Source organism: Gemella haemolysans (assembly GCF_901873445.1).
In the GTDB taxonomy this organism is placed as follows: Bacteria; Bacillota; Bacilli; order Staphylococcales; family Gemellaceae; genus Gemella; species Gemella haemolysans_C.
Genome location: NZ_CABFLN010000008.1, coordinates 17,624 through 35,923 on the forward strand (window position 1 = coordinate 17,624; position 18,300 = coordinate 35,923).

Consider the following 18,300-nt stretch of genomic DNA (forward strand, 5'->3'; position numbering starts at 1 on the left):
TGGCGATATAAACTGTAACCATTTTAACAAAAATATTATATTCTAGAATATAAAATAAAATTTCATTAAATGATATACATTATCAATTAAATGAAGTTAATTAGAAATGCTTTCTGAAATTTTTCAAAAATAACAATAAAATTTCAGAAAATTATTTACAAAATACAAATCTTCTAGTATAATCTATATTTATATACTTATAATATAATTTTAAGAAAGGATGAAGAAAATGACAGATTCAAAAATGGAAAGAAAGTTACAAGCTCGCCATATTAGTATGATTGCTATAGGTGGATGTATAGGTACAGGATTATTTATGGCAAGTGGAGCAGTTGTTAGTAAAGCAGGTTCGTATGGAGCAGTTCTTACTTATGCATTAATCGGTGTTATTATTTACTTTTTAATGGCATCAATAGGAGAATTAGCAACATTTTATCCAGTTTCAGGTTCTTTTGGAGCTTATGCTACACGTTTTATAGATCCTGGTGTTGGATTTGGAGTTGGTTGGTTGTTTTGGATACTATGGATATTAGTAGCTAGTGTTGATATTATTACACTATCGAAGATATTACATTATTGGGAATTCTTTAGACAATTTTCAACATTTTCTATATGTATAGTGTTTTTAGTTTTATTATATTTATTAAATTTAGTAAGTGTTAAAGTTTTTGGTGAAGTTGAATATTGGATAACAATCATTAAAGTATTGACTGTTATAGCATTCTTAATAGTAGGAGCTGCAATCATTTTTGGAGTTACTGGAAATAGCGAAGCTGGTATTCATACATTCATCCAAAATGGTGAAAAAACAAGTAGTGCCGGAGCGTTAGGTTTATTTGGAGTTTTATCTACAGCGGCTTTCTCATTTGGAGGAACAGAGGTAGTTGCAGTTACAGCTGGTGAATCACCTAATCCGAAAGAAACAATGCCAAAAGCTGTAAAACAAGTATTCTGGAGAATATTAATATTCTATATTGCTACAATGTTAATTATATCTTCGATCGTTTCAGCAAATGATCCTAGACTATTAGACACAAACAATGTTACTGCATCACCATTTACTATTGTTTTCCAAAATATTGGATTAGAAATAGCAGCTGTAATTATGAATGCTGTAATACTTACATCGGTATTATCAGCAGCAAATTCAGGTATGTATGTTTCAAGTAGACAATTATTCTCATTAAGTTCACATGATTACGGACCAAAAGTATTTAAGAAATTGAATAGTAATTCAATTCCTGTATTTGCTTTAACAGTATCTGCATTATTTATGGTTCTTTGTTTCATATTTGAAAAACTTAATCCAAGTGGTTACTACATGTTATTATCAATGGTAGGAATTATAGTAATGATTATTTGGATGGTATCATTAGTTTCGCAAATTCGTCTACGTAAAGCGATTGCTAAACAAGGGAAAAAAGCTGAGGAAGTATTACCGTATACATCGAAAACTGGAGTTGTAGGTTCTTACATTGCATTACTATCATTTGCCACAATAATTTTACTTCAATTAGTTTCAGATTATGCAACTGGTGGTTTTGTAAAAATGTCGTACAACTTAGTTTGTCCAGCGATTGGTGTACTAATGTATTTAACATTTAAAGTAGTTACAAAACGAAAATTTGTAAAACTTGAGGAAATGGATATTCATCCATATAAAGAAAAATAATATTAATATTTACTCTCTCTATCTAAGGATTAAACAAAGATAGAGAGAGTAATTTTTATGTGTTATATTTTTTATTGATTCGTAAAATGTGGTAAATGATTACGGTTTATGATAAAATTGTACATAAGAAACTTAATGGAGTTGATATTGTGAATATAGGAATTACGGGAAGTATAGCATGTGGAAAAAGTACAGTATCAAATTATCTGAGGGATAAAGGATATACTATAATTGATGCTGATATATTAGGTCATACTGCACTAACTGATGATGAAGTGAGAGAAAAACTTGAGAAACGTTTTGGTTTAAGGATTATTGAGAATAATGAGATAAGCCGTGAAAAACTAGGGAAATTAGTCTTTGGCAATGAGGAGAATTTAAAAATACTTAATAGTATTGTACATCCTTATATAAGAAAACAAATTTTACAATTACAAGAAATACATAGAGATGAACGATTAGTTTTTTTAGATATAGCACTCTTGTTTGAAGCTGGCTTTGAAGATTTAGTTGAAAAGATAATAGTAGTTCATGTAGATGAAAAAATACAATTAAATAGATTGATGAATCGAAATTCTCTTTCTTCAGAGGGGGCTATGAATAGAATAAAAAGTCAAATGAGCTCAAAAGATAAATCAGAGCTTGGCAACTATGTAATTAATAATAGTAACACTAAAGAAGAAACATATAGACAGATTGATTTGATAATAGAAGAGTTAGAGAGGGGAATAATAAATAATGACAAATGTATTAGAAATAAGTAATTTAGGTGGAGGTTATAATCGAAGAAAAATTATCGAAGACATTAATATCCAAATACCTAAAGGTAGTATAACTGCATTAATTGGTCTTAATGGTGCAGGTAAAAGTACAACTATTAAACATATTTTAGGTTTACTAAGACCTATTGAAGGTGAAATAAAAGTCAATGGAATAACAATTACTAGGAATAATGAAAAATATAGAAAAAGTATAAGTTATATTCCAGAGTCGCCAGTCTTATATGAAGAGCTAACATTAGAAGAACATATTAATCTCACAGCAATGGCTTATGGATTGAATATGGAGGATACTTGGAAAAGAGCTGAAAAATTATTAGATTTATTTAAGTTGAAAGATAAGAAAAAGTTCTTTCCCGTACATTTTTCAAAAGGTATGAAGCAAAAAGTTATGATAATTTGTGCTTTTTTAGTAGAACCAAATTTATATATAATTGATGAACCATTTTTAGGATTAGATCCTATTGCAATAAACGACCTAATTAACTTAATGTGTGAAAGAAGAGCAGAAGGAGCTAGTATTCTTATGTCTACACATATTCTTGCAACAGCAGAAAAATATTGTGATAACTTTGTAATAATTCACGAAGGGAAAATTTTAGCAAATGGTAATTTAGAACAACTAAGAGCCGAATTCAATATGGCAGGTGCGTCTTTAGATGAAATATATTTATCACTAACAGTGCGAGGAAATAATGAGTAATATTGAAAATATTTTTTATGACAGACAAAAGAAAGAGCAAGAGTTAAAGTTAACCTATAGTAAGTACATTTTTAATTCGCACCTTATAATGTTTCTTATTATAGTTTTGGGAGCAGTGCTTATAAATTATTCGAAATGGGTTGCTATTGCAAGCAAAGTGGAATTATACTCAGTTTACTTAGCAGCAACTGTTGCCTTTAGTTATTATTTAGTAAGTTCTAAAATAAAAACTCATATTAAAGAAGCGGATGCAGTATTTTTATTACCATTAGAAAAATATTATAGAAAAGTTGGGTTGAAAACTGTAATAAACAGTACAATAGTTCATATAATTACTATTATAATTTTCTATTTTGCTACAAAGCCAATTACTAATCTTATTGGTAATATAGATAGACTAAGTATTTTTATGTTATTAATAGTAATAATATGGAACAATTTATTAAAATATTTCCAAGTTATTCACTACAAAGAAGTGATTTGGAGTAAACTACTACTATTTATTGTAATCTTTATCCAGTTGCTAGAGGTGTTTTTTGAGAACACAGCTATTCGTGTTATTTATTTTATTAGTATAATTGTATTAGCGGTATTTACTTTACACATTATGAAAAATGCAGGAAGTAAAGTAAATGATAAAGATCAAGAAAAATATGTCGTGAACTGGAATCAAGCGGCTGACTATGATAAGCACCGTATGGAAAACTATTTGAAATTTGTAAATATGTTTGTTGATGTACCATTGAGTGGGATAAAAGTTGCAAGAAGAAAGTACTTTGATGTGCTACTACCAAAATTAACTAAAGATAATTTTAAAGGAGAATATAGTTTTAAATATTATTACTACAGAGTATTCTTAAGGCAAGAAAATACAGTTTACCTAGCATTAAGATTAATGTTATTAGCAGCGCTTGTAATTTTTAGTTTTAAAAATGCATACGTTAGTGGATTAGCTATCATTTCATATAGTTATTTAACTATTATTCAGCTAGTTCCGTTATATAAACAAATGAGTAATAATATTTGGAACAGTATTTTACCAATAAGTGAAAATATAAAAATTAAAAGTTATAAAAAGTTGTTAACTATCGTTATCTTTATAACTACGGTTATTTTAACTGTGATTTCTGCATTTTTGACTAGCTTCAGTGGAGTTAATATGGTAGTTATAGTTGGTTCATTAGTTATAGCTAACATAATATCTAAAATTTTTATTGAGAAAGTTAAATAGAAGGATGTAACATGAAAAATATAGCAATTATAGGAGGGGATTTATCGGGAGTTAGCTGTGCTTACTTTCTAGATAAGTTTTCAGGAGTAAACTCAAAAAAGTTTAATATTGACCTAATTGAAAGAGATTTAGAATTTGCAAATGACAGATTTGGAAAATTTCAAATTGGGCAAGAAATCTATGATAATGGATGGCATAATTCAATTAGTGAACAAGGTGTATTATTTTATCTAATGATAGAACTTGGCTTACATAGATATTTAATTAAGAGTGGAGCAACGAAAAAGGTATTTTTTACAAGTGAAGGAATTAAATATTTACCAGAAAAAATGCTTTATGGTTTACCACTTGACAAAAGAGAATTGTTAATGTCTGATTTATTCACATTTAAAGAAAAATTATCTATCTTATATAATATGTATAATACCTTAGAAGATGAAGACATTAAAGAATTAACAGTTGAAGAATTTTTTAGAGCTGTTGTTAATGAGAAAATCTATGATAAACTAATAGAACCATTGTTAACAAGTTACTATGCTAGCGATATTTCAAATCAAAGTATGGTAAGTTTGATGCCAGAATTGTCATTTTTAACAATTCAAAAAGAAGATATTAATAAAGTGCTTGAAGAAATGTATAATAGAAATGTTATTGATAATATTACAGTAGGAGCAGATTATCGATTAAAATTCACTCTGAAATCTTTTATAGAAACACTAGAATCAAATTTCTCAGATAAAGTATTTTTAGAGTTAAATAGAAAAGTTGAAAAAATTGAAAAACGAGGGGATAAATATTTAGTTCATTCAAATGGTAGTATTTACTATTATGATTATATAGTATTAACCTTGAATCAAAAGAATTTTTTACCGTGGTTTAAGGATGATGAAAAAATTTCTGAGTTTTATTCAGATATGGATTATGTATCGAATATAGTTGTAACTCTAGTTTATAAGAGAGAGGATCTACATATTAATCGTGAAATAGGTGAAATAATTTTCCCGAAAAACGAAAGTGAGTATGTTACAAAATTAGAATACGTAAGTAATAAGTGGATAGATATAAAAATGAGTGGTATTCAAATCGTAAGAGCTTATATTAGTAGAGAAGAAGCTGTTATGAAACTCATGGATAAAACTGATGATGAGATTAAAGAAATTGTTGAAAAAGAAATTATTAAAGTACATGGAGTAGTAGGAAATGTTAATAAGTATTATATTAGTAGAATAAAAGATAATTATCGCTTTTGCTGTAGAGAATATAATAAAAGAATTAATGAGTTTGATGAGTATATGAAAAAACAATATCCTAATGTTTTTATAATAGGTAAATCAAAAAAAGGGACAACATTAGAAAATACAGTGCTAGAAGCCAAAGAAATAGCAAAAGAAATTCTAGAAAATATAAGATAAGAAGGGACGTACCAAGTACGAGGATAAAAAAATGAAATTTAACACAAACAAACTAGAAGGTGTAAAAGTATCACCAATATTTGAAAATGAAAATTATGACAGCAAACTTTTAGAATACACAAAATCAAAAGAATTATTTCTAGGAAAGTTTAATGAAATATATGTGAATTTACCATATAACGGAGAAAAAGAAATATTAATAGGATTAGGAAAAAGAAATGAGTTAGAAGAGGATAAAGTTCGTGAATTATTCTTTAAGCTAGTTAAAGTATTAGCAAAACACAAAGAGTTTGAAGCTCAAATTACTTTACCAAAACTAGAAAATATCCCAACTCAAAATATAGTGAATGCTGCAGTAGAAGGAGCATTGCACGCTACTTACAAATTTGATAAGTATAAATCAGATAGAAAAGACTTTCCAGAAATTACCATTAACTTAGCAACAGAGGAAAAACTAGATAATATTGAAGATGTAGTTAACGAAGCTTTTGATATTATAAGTGGTGTATTTTTTGCTCGTGATTTAGTAAATGAAAGAGCGGAGTATTTATATCCAGAAACACTTGCTAATATAGCTAGTAAAGAATTATCTGCTTTAGGTGCAGAAGTTGAAGTTTATGATGAAAAGCAATGTGAAGAATTAGGATTAAAAGGCTTATTAGCTGTAGGACGTGCATCTGATAGGAAACCAAGATTTATTGTTATGAAGTACTTAAATAATCCAGAAGAAAGTGAAGTAGTCGGACTAGTAGGTAAAGGTGTGACTTATGATACAGGTGGTTATTCAATTAAACAAACAGCCAATAGTATGGACATAATGCATTGTGATATGGGTGGAGCTGGAACAGTTATTGGCACAATGAAACTAATTGCTACAAGAAAATTAAAAACAAATGTTATTGCTCTTGTAGGTGCTTGTGAAAACATGATTGCTGGTGGTTCATATAAACCAGGTGATGTCATTTCAACTTTATCAGGAAAAACAGTAGAAGTGGCAAATACTGATGCTGAAGGACGTATTACTCTTGCAGATTCGGTTTACTATGCTACAGAAAAACTAAAAGTTAATAAAGTTATTGATTTAGCAACACTTACTGGAGCATGTTTAGTTGCATTAGGAGAGTTTTATACTGGAGCTGTGACAAACAACCAAGAATTTTATAATGAACTGAGCGAAGCGGCTAAGCAAGCAGGAGAAAGAGTATGGCAAATGCCAGTGGATAATAGTTTTAGAAGATTGAACAAATCATCAGTAGCTGATGTCAAAAATACAGGTGGGAGACTTGGGGGAACTATAACTGCGGGATTATTTATTGAGAATTTCGTAGCGAATAATGTTCCATGGATTCACCTAGATATTGCAGGAACAGCATATCTATCAAAAGGTGAAAAATATCTTCCAAAAGGTGCTACAGGAGTTCATGTTAAAACATTATATAATTTATTAAATAAATAATAAGTTACATCAAAAGAAGATATAGATAAAAATTAGAAAAAATATTAAAAATTCAAATTTTTACTTGACAAGAAAATATTAAAGGTGTAAAATAGTTAACAATAAAACAAAACCTTAGAAAAGAATAGTAATTTGGTAAAAAATTTTTAGCGAGCTAACGTTGGTGTGAGGTTAGTAATTTTTCTAGATGAACGCACTTTTTAGGCAATTATTAAATAATTGGTAACTCTGCCTTAAAGAGATTGAGTGGGTATACTAAATACCAAGAAAAGTGGCAACGCGGAATTGATTTCGTCTTTTTATAGTTTCTTAGGAAATTATAAAAAGACTTTTTTATTTATCTCGTGAAGTTACACAGACCATGGACTGTATTTCTATTATTAAGTATACCAAAAAGAGTGGCACCGCGAAATTTCGTCTCTTTGTAGCTAGGTTTACTAGTGGCAAAGGGATTTTTTATTTATAATTATTCTTTTTTAAAATTTAAAACATAAGGAGACAGGACAATGAAAAAATTATTATTATTCATTACATCAATTATCACAGTCGTAACATTAACAGCATGCTCAAGTAGCAGCACAAAAACAAAATCACAAGAACTTAAAGATAAAGGTAAAATTGTTTTAGGAGTATCACCAGACTATCCACCATATGAGTTTCTAACTACAGAAAATGGTAACAAAAAAGTTGTAGGTGCAGATATCTATTTAGCAGAGCAAGTTGCTAAAAAGCTAGGAGTTCAAGTTGAAATTCAAGAAATGGCATTCGATTCTTTAATTGCGGCTTTAAATGCTAATAAAGTTGATATGGTAATTTCTGGAGTTAATCCAACTGAGGAAAGAAAAAAAGCTGTTGACTTCTCAGATGTTTATTACACAAGTAAAGGTATTTTTGTAGTAAATAAAGACAGCGAAGAAATTAAATCAGTAGATGACTTAAAAAATAAAAAAATCGGTGTTCAAAAAGGTTCAACTTATGAAACTTACGCTAAAGAACAACTAAAAATGGATGAGAAAAATATCCAAGCTTTAACTGACGTGCCAAGCTTACTACAAGATTTAAAAAATAAAAAAATTGATGTAGTATTAATACCAGATGATGTTGCTAAAATCGCTATGAATAAATACACAGATATCAAAATTAGTACATTCACTGCAGAAAATGATCCAGAAGCAACGGGTATGGCAATAGCATTCAAAAAAGGACAAGGCGATAGCAATAAAGAATTATTAGAAAAAGTTAATGCAGTAATTAAAGAAATTCAAGAACAAAAAGCATTTGAAAAAGAACTTGATAAATATGCTAAAGTTGCTGCACAAAGTGAATAAAAGAGAGGTATAAAATAGAATGTTTGATTTTCTCCCAAATTATTATACAACGTATTTAGAAGCTACGGTAACAACTTTAAAAGTTTCACTTATAGCTTTACTAGTAGGATTAATACTTGGAATTTTAATATGTTTAGCAAAAATTAGTACATTTAAAGTACTTAATATAATAGCAGCAATTTATGTAGAAGTAATTAGAAACACTCCAATTTTAGTGCAAATTATGATTATCTACTTTGCATTACCTGAAGTCGGGATTTCATTTACACCATTTATGTCAGCGATAATTGCACTTTCAATTAACTCAGGGGCATATGTTAGTGAAATATTCCGATCTGGGATACTTGCAATTGATAAAGGTCAAATGGAAGCAGGCCGTTCTTTAGGGCTTAGTTACTTCCAAACTATGAAATTAATCATTTTACCACAGGCATTAAAAAATAGTTTACCAGCCTTAGGTAATGAGTTTATTTCACTAGTAAAAGAATCTTCAATAGTTTACTTCGTAGGTGTAGCAGATATTATGTTTACAGCGAACACTGTAAAAAATGCAACTTACCAAACATTTGGACCATACTTAGTAGCTGCAGCAATATACTTTATTATTACATCAATATTATCATTATTAGTAAAACGTTTAGAGAAAAAATTAACGAAGTAGGTGAAAAAATTGTTATTACAAATAAAAGATTTACATAAGAAATTCGGAAAATTAGAAGTATTAAAAGGTGTAAATATCAACGTTGAAAAAGGGGAGAAAATCGTAATTCTAGGTTCAAGTGGAAGTGGAAAAAGTACAGCATTGCGTTGTGTGAACTTATTAGAAATTCCTACAAGTGGACAGATTTTATACAATGGGAAAGATATTGCTAAACAAAATATTAATAAATATAGAAAAAAAGTAGGAATGGTATTCCAAAACTTTAACCTATTCCCAAATATGAGTGTACTAGAAAATATTACACTTGCTCCAAAAACTTTTGGAGATGACACTACTGAAAATATTGAGAAAAAAGCAGTAGAATTATTAAAAAGAGTTGGACTTGAAGATAAAAAAGATGTTTATCCAAACAGCCTTTCAGGTGGACAAAAACAACGTGTTGCAATCGCTCGTGCCTTAGCTAACTCACCAGAAGTATTACTATTTGATGAACCTACTAGTGCGCTAGATCCAGAAATGGTAAAAGAAGTACTAGATGTTATTAAAGAATTATCTGAAGAAGGATTAACTATGTTAATAGTTACTCACGAGATGAACTTTGCAAAAGAAGTAGCTGATAAAGTAATATTTATGGATGGAGGAGTAGTATTAGAAGAAGGAACTCCATCAGAAATCTTCGATAATCCAAAAGAAGAAAGAACTAAAGAATTCTTCTCAAAAATATTATAATAAAGAGCGTATCACTAAGAAATATATAATGTTTCTTAGTGATATTTTTTTTCATTATACATGCAGAAGTATAATGAAAACGTTTTATTTTATGTTAACTATATGGTATAATGTAGGTAGAAATTATAGAAGTAGGTGGATTATTTTTATAAGGAGGATAAATTATGAGTATATTAGAAAGTTTTGCAAGTTGGAGTCTAATTCTCATATTTCATATTTTGTTTAATGTGAAAATAAAAAGAGATAAACATTTTAAAATATGTTCTGTCTCGTTAATATTCGTTATTTTTTTAAGATTTTTCTTTTTTGATTATCATGACTTTCAAATTACAAAAATGGTCTATTTGTTCTTAATGCTATATGCTTTACAGATGCTTTTTGAATGGGAGAGTTTACTTAAATTAATAGGAGTTATTCCTGAGGATAAAGAATAATATCAAAAATTCTTTAAATCATTATGATAAACTATAAAGCTAGTTAAACATATGATTTAGAGAATTTTCTATTTAAATACGTATCTTAATGGAGTAATAAAACTTAAAAGTTCGGTTTTTAATGAATTTAATTATGTCAACTTTATTAATGTATATTAATTGTTTTGAATTCCGTTAATTATTGTTTGTAGATTCTTTAAAAATCTTTAAAATATGAACTTTTAAAATAAAAACTCTTGACTTTTATAATAGAAACGTATATTATTATTAATGTGCTTAGGCATTAATAAAAACTAAGGAGAATTTTCTATATATGTTAGAACGTCTTTTTAAACTAAGAGAAAATAAAACAGATGCTAGAACTGAAGTAGTTTCTGGTTTAATCACTTTTTTCTCAATGAGTTATATTTTAGTAGTAAACCCGGCTGTACTATCAGCAGCAGGTGTTCCATTAGATAGGGTATTTACAGCAACAATAATCGCGGTTTTAGTTGGTACTTTAATTATGGCGTTAGCAGCAAACTATCCGATAGTAGTTGCTCCAGGTATGGGGATTAACTCATATTTCGCTACATTAGCTGCTACATCAGGTTATAACTATAAAACTTTACTTGCAACGTGTTTTTTAGGTGCTGTTATTTTCGTAATATTATCAGCAACAAAATTCCGCGAAAGTTTAATCGATTCAATTCCTAATAATTTAAAATACGGGATTTCAGCAGCAATTGGTTTATTTATAGCGTTTTTAGGACTTAAAAACTCTTCTCTTATTGTAGCTAATCCTCATACAATTCTTTCACTAGGAGATTTAAAAAATCCTGTAGCCTATATGACAATTTTAGGTATCTTTATAATTCTTGTTCTATTAGCTTTAGAAGTTAAAGGAGCTATTTTTATTGGAATGGCAGTAGTTGCTATTATTTCATACTTTACAGGAATGTTAAAAGTAGAAAAAGTCTTTGGTATTCCTCATATGGATTTAAGCTTACTTTATAATCCAGTTAGTGAGAGTATCAATGCCTTACAATTAGGATTATATGGAATAGTCTTTACATTCCTAATGGTTACATTATTTGATACTACAGGTACAATGGTAGCAGTAACTACTCAAGCAGGGTTAGTAAAAAATGGAAAAATGGAAAAAGCAAAAGAAGCTTTATTAGCTGACTCATTTGCATCATTAGCAGGATCATTATTCGGATCAACTCCAACTTCAGCTTATATTGAATCATCTGCTGGAGTAGCAAATGGAGGACGTACAGGTTTAACAGCCTTAACAACAAGTTTCTTAGTAGTAATATCAATCTTTTTATTCCCATTAGCAAGTAGCTTAGCATCAGTTCCAGCAATTACTTCACCAGCATTAATCATTATTGGATCATTTATGATGGAAAGTATTGCAAAAATAGATTGGTCTGATATTACAGAAGCATTCCCAGCGTTTGTAACAATAGTCGGTATTCCTCTAACAGGTTCAATTAACGATGGAATTGCATTCGGATTTATCTTCTATGTAGTATTAAAACTATCAAAAAGACAATGGAAAGATATCCATCCACTAATGCATGTCTTTGCGATATTATTCGTAATACAATTACTTTGGTTACATGTATAATAGCGAACAATAAATTTAATATTAATAAATATATACCCTTTTTACTTTTTTTCAGTAAAAAGGGTATTATTATGTACTATAGTTATAAATTTATAATAAAATGTTTTGATATGTAAAAAAGAGTAAAGTATTAAGTTTTCTAGAATAAGGATATGTAATTATAGTGTTACAGTAACTGCGAATTCGTTTTCTTTTATATTGTAATTGTTTTCTGATAATTTTGAATAGAATTAAAAAATTCTTAATTATTTTTTAAAAAGTGTTTGCCTTTTTTCGAGAGATATAGTATTATAGTTATATTATATAAATTAAGAAAGGAAAATATTTAATATGAAAAAAGGTTTATTAACCGGATTGTTATTATTTGGTATCTTTTTTGGTGCTGGAAACTTAATCTTTCCACCAGCATTAGGAGTAAGTGCAGGAGAAAATTTCTGGCCTGCAATTTTAGGGTTCGTTGTTTCTGGAGTAGGGATAGCAATCGTTACACTTATCGTTGGAGCACTTAATCCAAACGGTTATGGGGCAGAAATGGATGAAAAAATTTCACCATTATTCTCAACTACGTATTTGGTTCTACTTTACTTATCAATTGGACCATTATTTGCGATTCCAAGAACTGCAGCAACAGCATTTGATATTGGAGTAGCACCAGTTGTAGCAGGAAGCAGTTTACCATGGTTATTAATTTTTACAGTTATTTATTTTGTATGTGCGTTTTTATTAGCGATAAACCCAACTAAAATTTTAAACAGTGTAGGTAAAATTTTAACACCTATTTTTGCTTTATTAATCGTAATTTTAGTAATCTTAGGTGTATCTAAATTTAATTCGACAGGAGAAGCAGCTAAAACATATGCAACTAACGGATTAGCATTTGGTACTGGATTTATCGAAGGTTATAACACTCTTGACGCCCTTGCTTCAGTAGCGTTCTGTATCATTGCAATGAGTGCTTTAAAACAATTAGGATTCAAAGATAAAAAAGAATTCTTATCTAGTGTTTGGATTGCTGGTATTGCAACAGGAATTGGATTTAGTATCTTATATGTTGGATTAGGATTATTAGGTAACAAATTTGCAGTTCCTGCAGAGGTATTAGCTAATGCTAAAGTTAACAAAGGTGCATACGTACTTTCTGAATCAGCACGTTTAATTTTTGGAACATACGGAAGTGTCTTCTTAGGAATCATGGTAATTCTTACATGTTTCACTACAACAGTAGGATTAATCGTTGCAACTTCAGAATTCTTTAACGAAAAACTCCCTCAACTTTCATACAAAGTTTATGCTGTTATCTTTACAATTGTAGGTTTTTCTATTGCAAACGTAGGATTACAAAGTGTTATTCAATTCTCAGTACCAATGCTATTATTCCTATACCCAATCACAATCGCATTAGTACTAATTGTTATTGTTAACAAATATGTTGCTTTATCAAAATTAGGAATGCAATTAACTATGGCAGTAGTGACATTAATCTCTATTCTTTCTGTAGTAGGAAGCACATTCAAAGTAGCGTCTTTAAGTGGTTTAATCGCAAAACTTCCATTAGCAGCACAAAGTTTAGAATGGTTAGTACCTGCAGTAGTTTGCTTAGTAATTGCAGCGGTATTACCAAATAGACAAAAAGGAAAAGTTTACGATTTTAGTGAACTATAATTTTAAGAATATTAAAAGCATTAGCTCGAATTCAAGAGCCAATGCTTTATTTTTATATAAGTTTATTTACTTCCTCTAGTAAGAACATCTTCACATTTAATGATGAAGTGAATTTTTCAAGATTAACTATTTTATCTTTATCAATGTTATTCGATACTTTATAAGCACGAATAAGTTGATTTTTAGGTGTATTTTCCGCTGAGATAAACTCCACTATGTCAGATCTATATCCAAACGCTTCTAGCACTTCACTACGCACGGAATCAGTAAGAAGTGTAGAGAATTTTTCTTTAACAATTCCATGTTTTAGCATAAATGGAAGGAAATCAGAGTTAAGTTGTCCGTTAACTTCTTTTTGACAACATGGTACAGCGAAGAATACTTTCGCCTTCCAACCAAGAGCTTTTAGTATTGCTATATCCGTTGCAGTATTACATGCATGTAGACTAATAACCATATCTATCTCATCTTTATTCTCGTAATCAATTACATCACCGTAAATGAAACTTAGGTTGGTAAAGTTAAGTTTCTTAGCAATATTATTACAGTGTTCAATGACCTCTTTTTTTAGATCTATTCCAATGATTTTAACATTCATTTTTAAAACTTCAGTTAAATAGTAATAGGTAGAAAAAGTTAAGTAACTCTTACCACTACCAAAATCTAAGATTGTAATCTGTTTATTAGAATCTAATTGGGTAGTAGCTTGTTTAATAAATTCAAGGTATTTGTTTATTTGTTTAAATTTATTGTACTTACTTTTAACAACTTTACCATCTTTATTTTGTATACCTAGTTCGATTAAAAAGTCATATTTTTGTTTTTCGTCTAGGAAGTACTCTTTTTTCTTATTGTGATCGAATGAGACAACTTTGGCAGTTGTTTTTTTTCTATTCACGCTAATTTTGAATTTTTTAGATACTTTAATATTTATATTTTCATCAATAGTAACTATATTTATGTCTTTTGCTAATTCGAAAAGTTCAGTAATGACTTTTTCGATACTTTCAGAATCTGTGGTAACAAGGTTCGTATGTTTTATTATTCTTTTATAACGATATTCTAATTGTAAGTTAATACAGTTTTTAATATTAACTAATTTTCCAATGACTTTATCAAGTTCTAATTCTTTATTGCGAATATTTGAAAAAGTTATTTTGTTAATGTTGCTATTGGCTATATGACTTAATATTTCGGAAATAATTTCGTGTTCCATCGTTGCTCCTTAAAGTTTCTTTAATAATGATTTCTTATATATATTACACTAGATTTTATTAATTATCAACATAACGAGTGGAGATAATTAGTATCGTATTTAAAATTTTCATAAGAATTTTGTAGTAATTATAATAAATGATAATAGAATAGGTAAATTATTACCGTTGTTGGTTGAGTATTACTACTATGCGTGGTATAATTTAGTAGTTAGAAAATAAGAAAAAGGTAGATAGTATGAATATTTTAGATATTATTGATAATATAAAAATAAAAACTATTTATGGAAAATTACCAAATAGTGTAAATAGCATTTCCCAAGATTCACGAAAAATAGGAAAAGGGGATGTTTTTGTCGCTATTAAAGGTTATACTGTAGATGGTCACAACTTTATAGAAAAAGTTATTGAGCAAGGGGCAGCATTAGTAATAGCTAGTCGTTATGAAAATTATAATGTAGAAAATTGTGCTGTTATTGTTGTTAGAGAGCATGAAATTGAAAAAATTGCTAGTATGATAGCTAAAAAGATTAATGAGGGTATTGATATTCACACAGTTGCAGTAACTGGAACAAATGGTAAGACGAGTATATCTACATTAGTTCATAATATGCTGCGTAACCTAGGAGAAAGTAGTGCGTATATTGGAACAAATGGATTTGGTAAAAATGATGATGAACCGCTTTATTTTGGTAATACAACTCCTGATGTAGTAACATTACATAATCAAATCGGTGAGCTACGTCGTGAAAACATTAAAAATCTTGCCTTTGAAGCATCATCACACGCAATGGCTTTAGGGCGTATTTATAATGTTGACATCGATGTTGCTATATTTACAAATCTAACGCATGAGCATTTGGATTTCCATGGGGATATGCAAACTTATGCCTATGATAAGAGTTTATTATTCTCAACATTAGGGAATAATCTATCAGAAGCGAAGTTTGGTGTATTGAATAAAGATGACAGTTATTATAAAATTATTTCTAAATGCTTATATCAACAAGAAATTAATTACTCTATCAAAGATGAAAATGCGGATTTTTATGCATATAATATTAAACAATATAAAGAAGATAAAATCTATAAAACAAGTTTTACACTAAAATCTCCGGAAGGTATTTTTGAATGTACTACTAACTATATTGGAGATTTTATGGTAAGTAATGTACTTGCTGCTCTCATTGCTGTGTGGCTAAAAGGTTGTAGTGTAGAACAGCTAGTTGGTATTTTACCTAAGCTTGGAGCATTATACGGTAGAATGGAAATCTTAGGTGATGAGCTACCGATAGATATAATAAGTGACTTTGCACATACTCCAGATGGATATGAAAAATTATTAGAAGCAACTAGAGAAATAAGAAAAGGAAAACGTACCCTTCTAGTAACAGGAATGGGTGGAGGACGAGATATTTCAAAAGGACCATTAATTGGAGAAATCATCTCAGAAGCAGATTATGTTGTTATTACTACAGATAGTCCACGTGATGAAGATGTAGAAGTTCTTATGGGTTCAATTGAAAAAGGTATGACTCATAAAAATTATGAAAAAGTATGGTTCAGAACAGATGCGGTTAAACGCATAATTGAATTATCAGAACCAGGAGACGTAGTAATCTTAGCTTCAAAAGGGCGTGAAGATTATGAAATTCTTCAAGGTGGTAAAAAAGTTTGGCATTCAGATCCAATCGTTGCTGTAGAAGAAGCGAAAAAGAAATTTAATATAAAATAAAAAATTGAAAGGAAAATAACGTGGTAGAAAAAATTAGAGAACAAGTAGAAAAAAGAAGAACGTTTGCCATTATCTCTCACCCGGATGCTGGTAAAACTACATTAACTGAAAAATTACTTTTATTCGGTGGAGCAATTCGTGAAGCTGGGACGGTAAAAGGTAAGAAAACAGGAAAATATGCAAAAAGTGACTGGATGGATATAGAGAAACAACGTGGTATCTCTGTAACATCTTCAGTAATGCAACTTGACTATGATAACAAAATTATTAATATCTTAGATACTCCAGGGCACGAAGATTTCTCAGAAGACACATATCGTACACTTATGGCTGTTGATAGTGCAGTGATGGTAATCGATGGAGCGAAAGGGATTGAGGCGCAGACATTAAAACTTTTCAAAGTTTGTCGTATGCGTGGAATTCCGATTTTCACGTTTATCAACAAAGTTGACCGTGAAATTAAAGATCCTTTAGAATTATTAGCTGAGATTGAAGATAAATTAGAAATTGAAACATATCCGATGAACCTACCAGTAGGTATGGGACAAAACTTCTTCGGTATTATGGATAGAAAAAATCATTTTATTGAACCGTTCAATGAAGATAGTGATTTTGTAGAATTAGATGAAGAGTATAATATTGTAGATAATAATCCACTTGTTCAAGATACTATGTATCAAAAATGTGTAGAAGATATGATTCTTATTACTGAAGCGGGTGTTGATTATGATTATGAAAAACAACTAAAAGGTGAGCAAACACCGGTATTCTTCGGATCAGCATTATCATCATTTGGTGTAGAAAGTTTCTTAAACTATTATGTAGATAACGCACCAACACCAAAAGGTCGTCGTGGAGTAAATGAAGAAGATATCCAACCAATAGGAGAGGATTTCTCAGGATTCATTTTCAAAATTCAAGCCAATATGGACCCTAAACACCGCGATAGAATTGCATTCTTGCGTGTATGTTCAGGTGAATTCAACCGTGGTATGGATGTAAACTTAGCAAGAACAGGAAAAAAACTAAAAATCTCTCGTTCAACTAACTTTATGGCTGATGATAAGGCTACAGTTGATGTAGCTTATGCGGGAGATATTATCGGTCTTTACGATAGTGGAAATTATCAAATCGGAGATACTTTATATCAAAATAAAAAAGTTGAATTTGAAGCACTTCCTTCATTTACACCGGAAATTTTCGTAAAAGTTTCAGCAAAAAACGTACTGAAACAAAAACATTTCCACAAAGGTGTAGAGCAACTTGTGCAAGAAGGAGCAATTCAATACTATAAAACGTTACATACGAACCAAATTATTTTAGGAGCAGTAGGACAACTACAATTTGAAGTATTTGAGCATCGCATGAAAAATGAATACAATACAGAAGTAATAATGGAACGTATTGGACAAAAAACTACTCGCTGGATTGAAAATGAAGATTCAATCAATGAAAACATGTCAAGTTCAAGAAGTATTCTAGTTAAAGACTTATATGATAACTATGTATTCTTATTCGAGAATGACTTCGCGATGAACTGGTTTAGCGATAAATATCCAGAAGTGAAACTTTTCAGTAAACTATAAATTAAAGAGAGTGTCTCCCAAAAATGAGATACTCTTTTTTTGATATAGATCTTATATATATGTCAATTTTATTAAGTTGAAAA

The 18,300-nt window shown here is 29.5% G+C and carries 15 protein-coding genes and 1 other annotated feature; of the genes, 14 read left to right on the plus strand and 1 reads right to left on the minus strand.

The window, feature by feature from the left end:
* The first annotated feature begins 229 nt into the window (after positions 1 to 229).
* From JX287_RS01300 to brnQ, 12 genes are all read left to right on the plus strand, one after another.
* A complete protein-coding gene (locus tag JX287_RS01300; protein WP_204641431.1) occupies positions 230 to 1,672 on the plus strand; it encodes an amino acid permease in 1,443 nt (480 codons plus the stop codon).
* 149 nt (positions 1,673 to 1,821) lie between these two features.
* Positions 1,822 to 2,436: a dephospho-CoA kinase gene (gene coaE / locus JX287_RS01305; protein ID WP_239650301.1), complete on the plus strand. Its 615-nt coding sequence runs from the start codon at positions 1,822 to 1,824 to the stop codon at positions 2,434 to 2,436.
* On the plus strand, positions 2,411 to 3,154 hold the full coding sequence (locus JX287_RS01310) for an ABC transporter ATP-binding protein (RefSeq protein WP_204641433.1): 744 nt from the start codon (positions 2,411 to 2,413) through the stop codon (positions 3,152 to 3,154). The genes coaE and JX287_RS01310 overlap by 26 nt, the downstream gene beginning before the upstream one ends.
* Positions 3,147 to 4,385 carry an ABC transporter permease gene (locus JX287_RS01315; RefSeq protein ID WP_204641434.1) on the plus strand — a complete coding sequence of 413 codons (1,239 nt, stop codon included), beginning with the start codon at positions 3,147 to 3,149 and terminating at the stop codon, positions 4,383 to 4,385. The genes JX287_RS01310 and JX287_RS01315 overlap by 8 nt, the downstream gene beginning before the upstream one ends.
* An 11-nt stretch (positions 4,386 to 4,396) precedes the next feature.
* Positions 4,397 to 5,797, plus strand: a complete 1,401-nt coding sequence (locus JX287_RS01320; protein ID WP_204641435.1) for a protoporphyrinogen/coproporphyrinogen oxidase — start codon at positions 4,397 to 4,399, stop codon at positions 5,795 to 5,797.
* Positions 5,798 to 5,828: 31 nt separating this feature from the next.
* Positions 5,829 to 7,253, plus strand: a complete 1,425-nt coding sequence (locus JX287_RS01325) for a leucyl aminopeptidase (RefSeq protein WP_204641436.1) — start codon at positions 5,829 to 5,831, stop codon at positions 7,251 to 7,253.
* 106 nt (positions 7,254 to 7,359) lie between these two features.
* Positions 7,360 to 7,555 (plus strand) — a binding site (T-box leader).
* A 204-nt stretch (positions 7,556 to 7,759) separates the two neighbouring features.
* Positions 7,760 to 8,581 carry a transporter substrate-binding domain-containing protein gene (locus JX287_RS01330; protein ID WP_204641437.1) on the plus strand — a complete coding sequence of 274 codons (822 nt, stop codon included), beginning with the start codon at positions 7,760 to 7,762 and terminating at the stop codon, positions 8,579 to 8,581.
* 19 nt (positions 8,582 to 8,600) lie between these two features.
* The gene (locus JX287_RS01335; protein WP_204641438.1) at positions 8,601 to 9,242 is read left to right on the plus strand and encodes an amino acid ABC transporter permease; all 642 of its coding nucleotides are present in this window, start codon (positions 8,601 to 8,603) and stop codon (positions 9,240 to 9,242) included.
* 9 nt (positions 9,243 to 9,251) lie between these two features.
* Positions 9,252 to 9,971, plus strand: a complete 720-nt coding sequence (locus tag JX287_RS01340; RefSeq protein ID WP_204641439.1) for an amino acid ABC transporter ATP-binding protein — start codon at positions 9,252 to 9,254, stop codon at positions 9,969 to 9,971.
* Between the two features lie 164 nt (positions 9,972 to 10,135).
* Positions 10,136 to 10,405 (plus strand): hypothetical protein, encoded by a 270-nt coding sequence (locus JX287_RS01345; protein WP_204641440.1) that lies wholly within the window; start codon positions 10,136 to 10,138, stop codon positions 10,403 to 10,405.
* A gap of 313 nt (positions 10,406 to 10,718) precedes the next feature.
* Positions 10,719 to 12,020: an NCS2 family permease gene (locus tag JX287_RS01350; RefSeq protein ID WP_204641441.1), complete on the plus strand. Its 1,302-nt coding sequence runs from the start codon at positions 10,719 to 10,721 to the stop codon at positions 12,018 to 12,020.
* 330 nt (positions 12,021 to 12,350) lie between these two features.
* The gene (gene brnQ / locus JX287_RS01355; RefSeq protein ID WP_204641442.1) at positions 12,351 to 13,682 is read left to right on the plus strand and encodes a branched-chain amino acid transport system II carrier protein; all 1,332 of its coding nucleotides are present in this window, start codon (positions 12,351 to 12,353) and stop codon (positions 13,680 to 13,682) included.
* Between the two features lie 52 nt (positions 13,683 to 13,734).
* Here the strand turns inward: brnQ and JX287_RS01360 are convergent, their stop codons facing one another.
* Positions 13,735 to 14,898 (minus strand): class I SAM-dependent methyltransferase, encoded by a 1,164-nt coding sequence (locus JX287_RS01360; protein WP_204641443.1) that lies wholly within the window; start codon positions 14,896 to 14,898, stop codon positions 13,735 to 13,737.
* A gap of 236 nt (positions 14,899 to 15,134) precedes the next feature.
* On the opposite strand from JX287_RS01360, the gene JX287_RS01365 reads away from it, so the two are divergent.
* Together JX287_RS01365 and JX287_RS01370 are read left to right on the plus strand one after the other, a co-directional pair.
* Positions 15,135 to 16,631: a UDP-N-acetylmuramoyl-L-alanyl-D-glutamate--2,6-diaminopimelate ligase gene (locus tag JX287_RS01365; protein WP_204641444.1), complete on the plus strand. Its 1,497-nt coding sequence runs from the start codon at positions 15,135 to 15,137 to the stop codon at positions 16,629 to 16,631.
* 20 nt (positions 16,632 to 16,651) lie between these two features.
* Positions 16,652 to 18,217, plus strand: coding sequence for a peptide chain release factor 3 (locus tag JX287_RS01370; RefSeq protein ID WP_204641445.1), 1,566 nt, complete (start codon positions 16,652 to 16,654; stop codon positions 18,215 to 18,217).
* Positions 18,218 to 18,300 lie beyond the last annotated feature (83 nt).

What these genes read in the sequence shown, in the direction of transcription:
- JX287_RS01345 (WP_204641440.1), top strand. Translation starts at nt 10,136, where the DNA reads ATGAGTATATTAGAAAGTTTTGCAAGTTGGAGTCTAATTCTCATATTT.
- JX287_RS01300 (WP_204641431.1), top strand. Translation starts at nt 230, where the DNA reads ATGACAGATTCAAAAATGGAAAGAAAGTTACAAGCTCGCCATATTAGT.
- JX287_RS01320 (WP_204641435.1), top strand. Translation starts at nt 4,397, where the DNA reads ATGAAAAATATAGCAATTATAGGAGGGGATTTATCGGGAGTTAGCTGT.
- JX287_RS01350 (WP_204641441.1), top strand. Translation starts at nt 10,719, where the DNA reads ATGTTAGAACGTCTTTTTAAACTAAGAGAAAATAAAACAGATGCTAGA.
- JX287_RS01310 (WP_204641433.1), top strand. Translation starts at nt 2,411, where the DNA reads ATGACAAATGTATTAGAAATAAGTAATTTAGGTGGAGGTTATAATCGA.
- brnQ (WP_204641442.1), top strand. Translation starts at nt 12,351, where the DNA reads ATGAAAAAAGGTTTATTAACCGGATTGTTATTATTTGGTATCTTTTTT.
- JX287_RS01360 (WP_204641443.1), bottom strand. Translation starts at nt 14,898, where the DNA reads ATGGAACACGAAATTATTTCCGAAATATTAAGTCATATAGCCAATAGC.
- JX287_RS01335 (WP_204641438.1), top strand. Translation starts at nt 8,601, where the DNA reads ATGTTTGATTTTCTCCCAAATTATTATACAACGTATTTAGAAGCTACG.
- JX287_RS01365 (WP_204641444.1), top strand. Translation starts at nt 15,135, where the DNA reads ATGAATATTTTAGATATTATTGATAATATAAAAATAAAAACTATTTAT.
- JX287_RS01330 (WP_204641437.1), top strand. Translation starts at nt 7,760, where the DNA reads ATGAAAAAATTATTATTATTCATTACATCAATTATCACAGTCGTAACA.
- JX287_RS01315 (WP_204641434.1), top strand. Translation starts at nt 3,147, where the DNA reads ATGAGTAATATTGAAAATATTTTTTATGACAGACAAAAGAAAGAGCAA.
- JX287_RS01325 (WP_204641436.1), top strand. Translation starts at nt 5,829, where the DNA reads ATGAAATTTAACACAAACAAACTAGAAGGTGTAAAAGTATCACCAATA.